The sequence below is a fragment of the Asaia astilbis JCM 15831 genome (genome assembly GCF_000613845.1).
Lineage (GTDB): Bacteria > Pseudomonadota > Alphaproteobacteria > Acetobacterales > Acetobacteraceae > Asaia > Asaia astilbis.
The window spans coordinates 178,018-188,572 of the sequence record NZ_BAJT01000004.1 but is presented as its reverse complement, the minus strand read 5'-3'; the positions used below and the strand labels follow the sequence as shown (position 1 = coordinate 188,572).

Genomic DNA, 10,555 nt, shown 5'->3' with positions numbered 1-10,555 from the left:
AATCACTCAGCGTGTTCCGCTGCGGTGAACGGGCTTTTACGCCCCACACCACACACCGTCAATCACTAAATTTCAAAAAAATGACAGAAGGGTGAAAAAAGAGAGGCTTTTGAACCTCAACCTATGATCTCAGGCTCTGGCCTCAGCTGCCCGACGCCTTCTCAAGGCTCTCGCCTTTCAGGTCGTAAGCGCGAAACCACGATACGAAGCGCTTCACACCCTCTTCAAGACTGACGACAGGACGCCATCCGGTGAGCGCCGTCATCTCCTCATGAGAAGACCAGGTTGCCTCGACATCGGAAAGCGGTCGACGTCGCGCTTCGATAACAGCCTTGCACCCCAACTCCTGCTCAAGCAACGCAACCAAACGGCTGACTGGGGTCGGGGAGTCGCTACCCAGATTAAGCAGGCGGGACATACCTTGGGCTGGCTCGTGCTCGAGGGACGCCACGACGCCGGAAACGATATCGTCGATGTAAGTAAAATCTCGTGCCAGACCTTCACCTTCATACAAAGTGAGCGGCGCACCATCGACGATCGCCCGCGCAAATTTATAGCAGGCCATGTCAGGACGGCCCCAGGGACCATAAGCTGTAAAAAAGCGGAGCCCTGTCTGTCTCAAACCATAGAGATGCGCGTAAGCATGGGCTGTCAGCTCACCTGCGCGCTTGGTCACTGCATAAAATGAGCCAGGCCGATTGACCGCATCGCTTTCGCGAAACGGCATCGCCTCGTTCAGACCATAGACGGATGACGATGACGCATAGACGATATGGCGAAGCCCGGAGAGACGGCGTGCCGCTTCAAGCAACACGACATGTCCCATCATATTAGCTGTCACATAAGCGCCGGGATCGATCATCGAATAACGAACACCAGCCTGCGCAGCCAGGTGAACGATATGCGTGACGTCGGAGTGCTCAGACAGGATCGCGTCGACACTCTCACGATTGCTCAGATCTGCCTGAAAAAAGGTGAAGCCTGCTTTCGGCAAAAGCTGGGCCAGACGATCTTTCTTCAGCTGAACGCTGTAATAGGCATTGAGCGAGTCGATACCAACGACTGTATGCCCAAGGCGAAGCAGGTGCTCGGCGACATGATAGCCAACGAAGCCGGCTACTCCTGTCAGAAAAACCTTCATCGCCTTCAGCGGGCCGCTGCCAGCGCTTTGGACGAGACCAGGTCGCCCACAACGATGCCAGCTTTCTCCATCGTACCCGCAGCGAGCTCAAGGACCGCCGCAGAGGCATCTTTGCCGCCGAGACGTCGCTCACTGAACGGCACGGTCTTTTCCTCAATCGCCTGAATCTTGCCGTCAGCACCGATGAACGCAATATCGAGCGAAACCGGTGTATCACGCATCCAGATACTGGCTGCCTCCGGTGGCGTGAACAGGAAGAGCATTCCAGTCCCTTCGGGAACCTCCTTGCGAAGGCTCTCTCCCGCCTCCTTCTCCTTTTCGGTCCGCGCAATTTCTATCGTGAAATCGTGTCGGTGACTCTGCCGGTCTGTAATCGTCAAAGGCGCTTTTTCCAGCGGCTTCTGCGCCGCGGCCTGAGCCTTGTCATCAGCATGCGCCAGGGGTGCTAGCGCACCGAAAGCCAAGCCTGACAACAGCAGACCGTTACGCCAAATGTTCTTCATGTCTGCACTCCCGGCTTTCAGATCAGAAAAGGATTGTTCTGTCGTTCTTCACCGATCGTGGTCGGCAAGCCATGCCCCGGCAAAACAACAAAATCGTCAGGCAAGGAAAGCAGCGTGCGCTTTATTCCGGCAATCAGGCCCTCATGGTCGCCATAAGCGAAATCCGTACGACCAACAACACCACGAAACAGGGTATCACCCACAATCGCCAGCTTATCCTCGCGGCTTATATAAACGACGTGACCCGGCGTATGACCTGGGCAATGTGCGACTTCGAACCTGATCTCAGGAAGATCGAGGACCTCACCATCCACGACGAACTGATCCGGATGCGCATCATGCAGGTCGAACAGACCAAACGCCTCAGCTTGGAGAGTCACCGAGTTCAATAAAAACGCATCACGCTCGTCGGGCCCGATAAGACATACAGGTGTCTTCTGACGTCGATTCAGCGCGGATCGCAGGGAGTCTGCACCGCCCACATGGTCGAAATGTCCGTGGGTGAGCAAAATTGCATCGACGGTCAGACCATCCAGCTGGCGGAGCAGTTCTGGAACATCGCCTCCCGGATCGACAACGACAGCCCGGCCGGTTTCCAACTTCTCCAGCACCGTGCAGTTCTGGCGCAGAGGGGTGACCTTCACAGTGCGAGCGCGCAAATCCGGCTTCTCCTTGACGATCGAATAGGAAGATCGGGGCCGTCTACGGGCCTTAAGGCGCGATACAGCGCGCTCGCCGTGCAAGCAAGCTATCATCTCTCGAGACAGGATTGACCAGACGCAGTACCCGGATCAGAGTCGGGGCTTCCCGGCAACAAAACATCTGACCGGCATTACAAGATTTTCAGGAGACGATCATGGCCCGCATTATCCGTACAGAACCCAACGCCGTTATGTCCAAAACCGTTGAATACCACGGCTTCGTTTTCACCCAGGGCGTCGTCGCTCGTAACCTCGATGCCGATTTCGACGCGCAGACCGCTGACGTCCTGCAGCAACTCGATGCCCTGCTCGAACTCCACGGCACGGACAACACCCGCATTCTACAGGCTCAGATCTGGCTGAAAAATGTCGCTGATCGCGACGCATTGAACAAGCAATGGGGCGCCTGGCTCCCTGAGGGCGCAGCACCCGCGCGTGCCTGCGTAGAGGCGGTGATGGTCGACCCGCGTATGCTTGTTGAGATCATGCTGATCACGACAAAATGAGCCGTCTTGAACTTTCTCTGGGTGACACAAAACTTTCTCAGAGAAAATTCATAAATTCGCCATGACTCCACTCTACACGGGTTGCAAATTCAAGGTGAACACAGTTACCTAGATGCAACACATGATGGGCGGATATCAGATCAATGAACTTGAGACAGAAAAGTTGCCTCAGACTTCTCCGCAGGCCGTTTTTTTCGTCTCTGACTGCCCTGTCTATCCTGGTTGGCGCTTCAGTTTTCTCTCCGAAGGCTGAAGCCCGCCAAAGGCCGACACACAAATCAGCTACGCATACAGCGCATAGCAGCTCTCATGTCACGACACGTCATGGCGCCCTGCACCACACGCGCTTCACGACACGTCGTCACCGTTCTGGTGGTCATGTGATCCAATGTGTTGCCTATGCAAAAGCTGCTTCCGATGTCGTGTTGAGTGGTAACGCTCGCGACTGGTGGGAAAACTCCCGCGGCGTCTACGCACGCGGCTCAGCGCCCGAGCCCGGCTCCGTCCTGAATTTCCGCGCAATTCGCCGCATGCCCTATGGTCATGTTGCTGTCGTACGCTCTGTGGAAGACAACCGTACGATTGTCATCGATCAGTCCCATTGGGGCCAGAATGGCGTCGCGAAAAATGTGCGTGTCATCGATGTTTCCCCGAAGAATGACTGGTCTGCTGTACGCGTCGCGCTCAACAGCCGGACAGAAACTTTCGGCAGCATCTATCCGACATACGGTTTCATCTATGGTCGTCCTGATAACGGGGTGATGATGGCCAATAATAGCGCCACCCCTGCGGCGAATTCGGCTCACTCCCGTACCATGTCGACAGCATCGTTCGATGCCCTCAAGCATCCTGTTTCCTCGACCGAGGTGGCTGAAGCTCCAGACGACGCTTTCGGTCTCGAAGGGCCAAGCCGCAACCTTCGCTAAGCTTTCCTCACGTCACACCCAGAAGGCGGTCCGGAAACGGATCGCCTTTTTTATTGCCTGCGATGCTTCAGCTCCTGCCTGGAAAGCAGAAGAGGAAACCTGAAGACAAATCTGGACGGGTCGAAAACGCTATCCGGGTTATTGATCAGGGACGCGCAGCGCGATGATAGGGATGCCCTGCGCTGATCGCGCGCGCCCGGTAGATCTGCTCGGCAAGCAAAAGGCGCACAATCATATGGGGCCAGGTCATACGGCCGAATGAAATGCGTGCATCGGCTCTATCGACGACACTCGCTTCGAGGCCTTCCGCACCACCAATCACGAAAGAGACCTGCTTTCCGGTAGCAAGCCAGCCCTCCAGCAAGGTCGAGAATTGCTGCGAGTCAGGAGAACTCCCCCCCTCGTCGAGAGCGACCATAATCGTCCCGTCAGGGCAGGCCGCGAGAATTGCCGCTGCATCCTTGCGGCGGATCTCAAGGGCGCTGCCTCGCGATTCGGGTATCTCGAGCAGCTCGACCTTTGGGCGGGTACGCTCGACATAACGATCGAACAGTTCCCGCTCGGGCCCTCTTTTGAGGCGACCAACCGCAACAATACGAATCATGCCGGATCAGAGATCCGTCGTATCCGTATCGTCGGTAGCCGAATCGTCCAGATCCTTGCCCCACATGCGCTCAAGAGCGTACAGCGCGCGGCTTTCGGGCTTGAAGAGATGAACGACGATATCGCCGGTATCGAGGAGAACCCAATCGGTACCATTGGCACCTTCGATGGTGATTCTCTTGATACCGATTTCGTTCAGCTTGTCTTCGATATGCGTAGCCATCGCTGCGATCTGACGATCAACAATACCGGTGGCAATCACCATATGATCGGCGAAGCTGGCGCGCCCACGCAGATCGAGCGTGACGATATCTTCGGCCTTGTCCTCATCCAGGCTGGTGGTGATGACAACAAGAGCTTTCTCGACAAGATCACGCTCTGCACCCGCCTTTGGAGCCGTACGCGTTTTGCGCGGACCGGCCACTGAAGCCTTCTTGCGCGGCGTTGCTGCCGGTTTCAGAATTGCTGTCGCCTCACCCGTGGCAGGCTGCGTTTTTGTCTCACCAGCAGACGCGCGGCTGCGACGGGCTGGGGTGGTCGTCTCGTCGGACGGTTTTCTGGCGATGGCTCGACACTCCGGTCAGTTCATTAGAGAGCGCGCCGCGGGATAGTTTCCAGAATCCCTCAACGCTGTCGCTGATATACCGTTTTGCGGCGCCGGAAGAAAAGCCCAGACACCACCTTTCGACAGAGCCATGATCGGACCCTGCCGCGAAGGCACACGTAAATGGCTGAGTGCATGGGTGGCCTGCCCACCGAGCGCAGTCCTGTTGCTGCCAGGACGAGGGACAACCGCCATCGGAATATGAAGCGCGATCTCCCGCCATCTTCTCCACCGCGTCAGTGTGGCCAGACTGTCTGCCCCCATGAGCCAGACGAATCGGGCGTTCGGAAAACGCAGGCGCAGCAGCGCTATGGTCTCGACCGTGTACCGCTTGTTCAGGCGTGCCTCGATATCGGTCGCAATGATGCGTCGCCCATCTGCCAGCGCACGCGCCGACTCCAGACGCGAATCGAAAGGGGCCATTCCAAGTCGCGGCTTGAGCGGATTACCGGGGGAGACCATCAGCCACACCTGATCGAGCCTTAGATGTGACAGCGCATAGCGAGCGAGCTGGAGATGTCCTGCATGGGCGGGATTGAACGACCCACCCAGCAAGCCGATGGAGATCGCTCGATTATCCCCGAATTTCGGAATCTGCACCGCCTCAGGGTCGCGTCTGACCCGCGCCACGAACTTCGTACCGGAAGGTCGTGAGCTGTTCGAGCCCGACCGGGCCGCGTGCATGGATCTTGCCCGTGGCGATGCCGATTTCCGCCCCAAAGCCGAATTCGCCGCCATCGCAAAACTGGGTAGACGCATTCCACATCACGACAGCACTGTCTGTTCCGTTCAGAAAATGCTCGGCGACTTCAGCATTGGCTGTGATGATGGCTTCGGTATGTCCGCTGCCGAAGCGCGTGATATGCGCCAAAGCCGCCCCGACCCCATCGACCACGGCAACTGAAAGCCGTGCATCCAGCCATTCCGTCGCAAAATCGTCCGGACTTGCCGCCTCGAGATCATCGACGATGCCACGCGCCGCCTCATCGCCCAGAATGGCGCACCCCAAAGCGTGCAGATCCTTCACAAGCAGTGGAAGCAGATCGGCAGCAATTTTCCGATCAATCAAGAGCGTCTCTGTCGCTCCGCAGACTCCCGTGCGTCGCATCTTGGCATTGGCCAGGATTTCGCGCGCCATCTCAAAATCCGCGTCCTGATGGATGTAAGTGTGACAGAGCCCGTCAGCATGGGCGAGCACAGGCACGCGGGCCTCACGCTGCACACGTTCCACCAGGGATTTGCCTCCGCGAGGGATGATCATGTCGATCTCTCCAGAGGCACTCAACATGGCGGTCACATGGGCACGATCCGAGTCAGGCACGATCTGGACACATGCGCCCGGCAAGCCCGCTTTCTCCAAACCGCTTTGAATACAGCTCTGAATGCACCGGGCCGAATGCAGACTTTCAGATCCGCCGCGCAGAATCACGGCATTCCCCGATTTGATGCAGAGTCCTGCAGCGTCGGCTCCGACATTAGGACGGCTTTCATAGATCATGCCGATCACGCCGAGCGGCGTTGCGACTCGCCGGATGAGCAAGCCATTGGGACGCGTCCATTCCGAAAGCGTGCGACCAACAGGATCGGGAAGCTGGACGATCGCCTCGAGCCCTTTGGCCATCGCTTCTATCCGAGCGGGAGTAAGGGTCAGACGATCGATGAAGGCTGCACTTGCCTTCGATGACGCGACATCGCGCGCATTGGCAACGAGAAGATCGGCTGAATGCTCCCGTAGAGCCGCCGCTGCCGCACGCAGGGCCTCATTGCGCTGGCTTTCCGGAGCAATGGCGAGAATGCGGGCAGCCGCGCGAGCTGGTCGGGTCAGGGCCTTGAAGTCGAACTGAGGTGTAACGGCTTCCATCCTGCATTCTCCTGTCTTCCATGCAACGGCTCTCTCCCACCATACGGTGGGAAGGAACGTGCAAGGCTATGTATCACTCCTACGCAGCTTGAAAAGATCGTCCTACCGCGAGAGCCGATGCAACATTACGTGCACATCGACGCAAGGCAGGCGCCGCGTTCGCAATTGCCTCTTCCAGCGTGCAGGGACGATCGAGGCTGCTAAAGAGCGCATCGAACCCTTCCGCATGCAGCCGCTCGCTCCCGGCGCCTAGCGTACCCGCAAAGGCAAAGACCGGTTTCCCCGCTTGCCTGGCCAAATTCGCAATCGCCTGAGGCGCCTTGCCGCACGCCGTCTGACCGTCGAGACGCCCCTCGCCCGTGATCACAAGATCGACCTGGTTCATCACCCGATCTATCCCGAGCAATCGGGCCATGGCATCGGCCCCCGGGACAAGCTTTGCCCCGCACAGTGCAACGAGGCCAAGCGCAGCCCCTCCGGCCGCCCCTATGCCGGAAAGCGTTGTCAGGTCACGCCCAGCATGCGCTTCGAGCAGACTCGCGAGACGCGCAAGAGAGGCGTTGAGGATCGGAATCATGGGAGGCGTTGCCCCCTTTTGCGGCCCGAATACGGCGGCAGCCCCGGTATCGCCGAGCAAGGGAGCTGTGACATCGCATAATATGTCGATCGAACAGTCTGTGAGTCGGGGATCGAGCCCCTGAACATCCAGAGAGAACACGCCTCCCAGCGGTCCCCCTCCCTGTGCGATTTCCTGACCATGCAGATCGCGTAACGAAACTCCAAGCGCCTGAAGCAGACCAGCGCCTCCATCACAGGTAGCGCTGCCTCCCAAGGCAAGAACAAGATGACGACAACCAAGATCGAGTGCTGCCGCGATCAATTGCCCGACGCCGTAGGTCGTCGTGAACAGGGGAGACCGTGACTCGGGCGGTACCTGAGCGAGACCCGCCGCCTCAGCCAACTCGATGACAGCGGTCTGACCCTCTTTCAGCACAGCAAAATCTGCTGTTACCGGAACCCCGAGGGCCCCGTAACCGTGTGCGTCACAAGATGACCCTTGAGGGTTCGTGCGGTAATGGCTGCTGTTCCTTCCCCGCCATCCGCCATGGGGAAAGAATGGTAACGCGCCGCAGGGAAGATTTCCGAAAAGCCGCTGATGATGGCCTCAACAACGGCCTCTGCGGTCAGACTCTCCTTGAAGGAATCACAAGCGACAAGAATTTCCATAACCCTCTCCAGTGTCGAGAGACCATTCTTGCGTGTCACGCAGGTCGGTCAAGTACCGTCCAACCTGCTCTCGTGAAAATTTCCTGACGCTTGAGAAAAAGGAGCGTCTCAGACGTTAAAGCGGAACAGCAGCACGTCGCCGTCCTGCACGACATATTCCTTGCCTTCGATGCGCAGCTTGCCCGCTTCCTTGGCACCGGACTCACCACCACAGGCGATGTAATCGTCATAGGCCACGGTTTCACAGGCGATAAAGCCGCGTTCGAAATCATTATGAATGACTGCAGCGGCCTGAGGCGCCTTCGTCCCCTTGGTGATCGTCCAGGCACGGGTCTCTTTCGGACCGACCGTGAAATAGGTGCTCAAACCCAGCAGGCCGTATCCAGCGGCAATGACGCGATCCAGACCGGAATTGCTCAGCCCAAGACCTTCAAGAAACTCTGCACGCTCCTCCTGCGGAAGCTGGCTGACCTCTGCCTCGATCGCAGCCGAAACCACCACCACGGCCGCCCCTTCTGCCTCGGCACGTTGACGCACGGCGTCGGAATGGCTGTTACCGGTCGCAGCTGAACCCTCCTCGACATTGCAGACATAGAGCACCGGCTTGGTGGTCATGAGCTGCAGGCGACGTGCTGTTTCCTCTTCACCGACTGGCACAGCGGTGCGGGCAGGCTTACCGTCACGCAGCGCCGCGATGATCGGGTCCATGATTGCAAGCTGCTGCTGTGCTTCACGGTCATTGCCACGAGCGCGCTTCTGAAGGGAAACCTGACGCTTTTCCAGCGAGTCGAGATCGGCCAGCATCAGCTCGGTCTCGATAATCTCCGCATCGCGGACCGGATCCACACCGCCTTCGACATGGGTGATGTCATCATCGACGAAGCAGCGCAGTACGTGAATGATGGCATCCACTTCGCGGATATTGGCGAGAAACTGGTTACCCAGACCTTCGCCACGCGACGCACCGCGCACAAGCCCGGCGATATCGACAAATTCGAGACTGGTCGGCAGGATCTTCTGCGACTTGCCGATCCGGGCCAGATTGTCCAGACGCGAGTCAGGCACGCCTACACGACCGACATTGGGCTCGATAGTGCAGAACGGATAATTCGCCGCCTGAGCCGCTGCCGTTTCGGTCAGCGCGTTGAACAGGGTGGATTTGCCCACATTGGGAAGCCCCACGATGCCACAATTGAAGCCCATCAGCGTTTCTCCCCGCACAGCATGGCGATTTTGGTCATATAGGCTTCCGGCTCCCCTTTGGCCAAAGGGGCGATGCCGTCGAGACGGCATCGAGAAGCTCTTCGAGTTCATTCTGTTCGGCCTTGGCGAAATCGCCCAGCACATGGCCCGTCACACGGTCCTTGTGACCGGGATGACCGATGCCCAGACGCACACGCTGGTAATTCTGGTCGCCCAGCATCCTGTCCATCGAGCGCAATCCGTTATGGCCTGCAGCCCCGCCCCCGCGTTTGACACGTACCTTGCAAAACGCAAGATCCAGTTCGTCATGAAGCGCGGTGATGTCGGCAACCGGAATCTTGAAGAACCGCGCAGCCTGCTGCACGCTCTCGCCGGATAAATTCATGTAAGTCATGGGCTTGAGCAGAAGGACTTTCTGTCCCTCAATGCTGCCCTCAGCCGTCTCTCCCTTGAAGCGCGAACGCCAGGGCGAAAAACGGTAATGCTCGGCAATACGGTCGACAGCCATGAACCCGATATTATGGCGCTGTCGACGCATGCCGGGCTCGGGATTACCGAGCCCGGTCCAGAGTAGCATTGCGGCCACCCTGAGCGGTCTTACTTCTTCTTCGCAGGAGCAGCAGCGGCCTCGGCAGCAGCCTTGGCAGCAGCTTCAGCTTCCATCTCGGCATCGACCGTCGGCGGAGCGATGGTAGCGATGACGAAGTTCGGTGCCTGCAGAACCGGCGTCACGTTCTCGGTGCCGGTCAGGTCGTCCCAACGCACGTTGTCGTGGATGTCGAGCGCGCTCAGATCAACCGTGAAGCTGGACGGGATGCTGTCCACGTCAGCCATGACGTCTACCGTGTGACGGACCAGGTTCAGCACGCCGCCGCGCTTGATGCCAGGAGCCTTGTCTTCACCGGTCACGTGGATGGCGACGGTCACGTGGACCTTCTCGCCAGCAGCCAGACGCTGGAAATCGACATGGATCGGCGCATCGGTCACAGGGTGCAGCTGCACTTCGCGAAGCAGAGCGCGCACGGTGCCGCCTTCCAACGGAAGTTCGAACAGGCGTGAGCGCCAGCCACCACGGACCATTTCCTTGTGGATGATGCGCGGATCGACCTGGATCAGAGCCGGCTCCTGCTTGCCACCATACACAACACCCGGCACCAGACCGGCACGTCTCGTTGCGCGCGCTGCCCCCTTACCAGCCTTCGCGCGCGTAGAGACTTCGAGGGACGTCATATTTGTCACGGTATTCTCCCAAATTCATTGCACTCACGGCCTCCAGGGGT

At 58.4% G+C, this 10,555-nt stretch carries 11 protein-coding genes and 2 pseudogenes; 2 read left to right on the top strand and 11 right to left on the bottom strand.

The window, feature by feature from the left end:
* Nucleotides 1–142 precede the first annotated feature (142 nt).
* The 3 genes from JCM15831_RS04660 to JCM15831_RS04650 are packed head-to-tail and all read right to left on the bottom strand — an operon-like array spanning nt 143 to nt 2,303.
* Nucleotides 143–1,141, bottom strand: a complete 999-nt coding sequence (locus JCM15831_RS04660; RefSeq protein ID WP_025823092.1) for an NAD-dependent epimerase/dehydratase family protein — start codon at nt 1,139–1,141, stop codon at nt 143–145.
* A gap of 5 nt (nt 1,142–1,146) precedes the next feature.
* Nucleotides 1,147–1,644, bottom strand: a complete 498-nt coding sequence (locus JCM15831_RS04655) for a DUF192 domain-containing protein (protein ID WP_025823090.1) — start codon at nt 1,642–1,644, stop codon at nt 1,147–1,149.
* Between the two features lie 17 nt (nt 1,645–1,661).
* Entirely contained in the window at nt 1,662–2,303 is a 642-nt protein-coding gene (locus JCM15831_RS04650) for an MBL fold metallo-hydrolase (RefSeq protein ID WP_035773920.1), read from the bottom strand.
* A gap of 197 nt (nt 2,304–2,500) precedes the next feature.
* On the opposite strand from JCM15831_RS04650, the gene JCM15831_RS04645 reads away from it, so the two are divergent.
* Nucleotides 2,501–2,851, top strand: coding sequence for a RidA family protein (locus JCM15831_RS04645; protein ID WP_025823087.1), 351 nt, complete (start codon nt 2,501–2,503; stop codon nt 2,849–2,851).
* Nucleotides 2,852–3,000: 149 nt separating this feature from the next.
* Complete coding sequence (locus tag JCM15831_RS04640) at nt 3,001–3,777, top strand: CHAP domain-containing protein (protein ID WP_025823085.1); 777 nt, start codon at nt 3,001–3,003, stop codon at nt 3,775–3,777.
* Nucleotides 3,778–3,922: 145 nt separating this feature from the next.
* Here JCM15831_RS04640 and JCM15831_RS04635 read toward each other — a convergent pair whose 3' ends face one another.
* The 8 genes and pseudogenes from JCM15831_RS04635 to JCM15831_RS04600 all read right to left on the bottom strand — a co-directional run bounded on the left by JCM15831_RS04635 (nt 3,923) and on the right by JCM15831_RS04600 (nt 10,514).
* Nucleotides 3,923–4,378, bottom strand: coding sequence for a 23S rRNA (pseudouridine(1915)-N(3))-methyltransferase RlmH (locus tag JCM15831_RS04635; protein ID WP_025823083.1), 456 nt, complete (start codon nt 4,376–4,378; stop codon nt 3,923–3,925).
* A 9-nt stretch (nt 4,379–4,387) separates the two neighbouring features.
* A complete protein-coding gene (gene rsfS / locus JCM15831_RS04630) occupies nt 4,388–4,843 on the bottom strand; it encodes a ribosome silencing factor (RefSeq protein ID WP_035773852.1) in 456 nt (151 codons plus the stop codon).
* Nucleotides 4,844–4,960: 117 nt separating this feature from the next.
* Nucleotides 4,961–5,551: a nicotinate-nucleotide adenylyltransferase gene (locus JCM15831_RS04625; RefSeq protein WP_025823079.1), complete on the bottom strand. Its 591-nt coding sequence runs from the start codon at nt 5,549–5,551 to the stop codon at nt 4,961–4,963.
* 37 nt (nt 5,552–5,588) lie between these two features.
* Nucleotides 5,589–6,845, bottom strand: a complete 1,257-nt coding sequence (locus tag JCM15831_RS04620; RefSeq protein WP_025823077.1) for a glutamate-5-semialdehyde dehydrogenase — start codon at nt 6,843–6,845, stop codon at nt 5,589–5,591.
* A 79-nt stretch (nt 6,846–6,924) separates the two neighbouring features.
* Nucleotides 6,925–8,072, bottom strand: a pseudogene (locus JCM15831_RS16670) (glycerate kinase).
* Nucleotides 8,073–8,180: 108 nt separating this feature from the next.
* Entirely contained in the window at nt 8,181–9,275 is a 1,095-nt protein-coding gene (ychF, locus tag JCM15831_RS04610) for a redox-regulated ATPase YchF (RefSeq protein WP_025823075.1), read from the bottom strand.
* Nucleotides 9,275–9,852, bottom strand: a pseudogene (gene pth, locus JCM15831_RS16665) (aminoacyl-tRNA hydrolase). Before pth ends, ychF begins: the two are co-directional and overlap by 1 nt.
* A 20-nt stretch (nt 9,853–9,872) precedes the next feature.
* Entirely contained in the window at nt 9,873–10,514 is a 642-nt protein-coding gene (locus tag JCM15831_RS04600; RefSeq protein WP_025823073.1) for a 50S ribosomal protein L25/general stress protein Ctc, read from the bottom strand.
* Between the last annotated feature and the right edge of the window lie 41 nt (nt 10,515–10,555).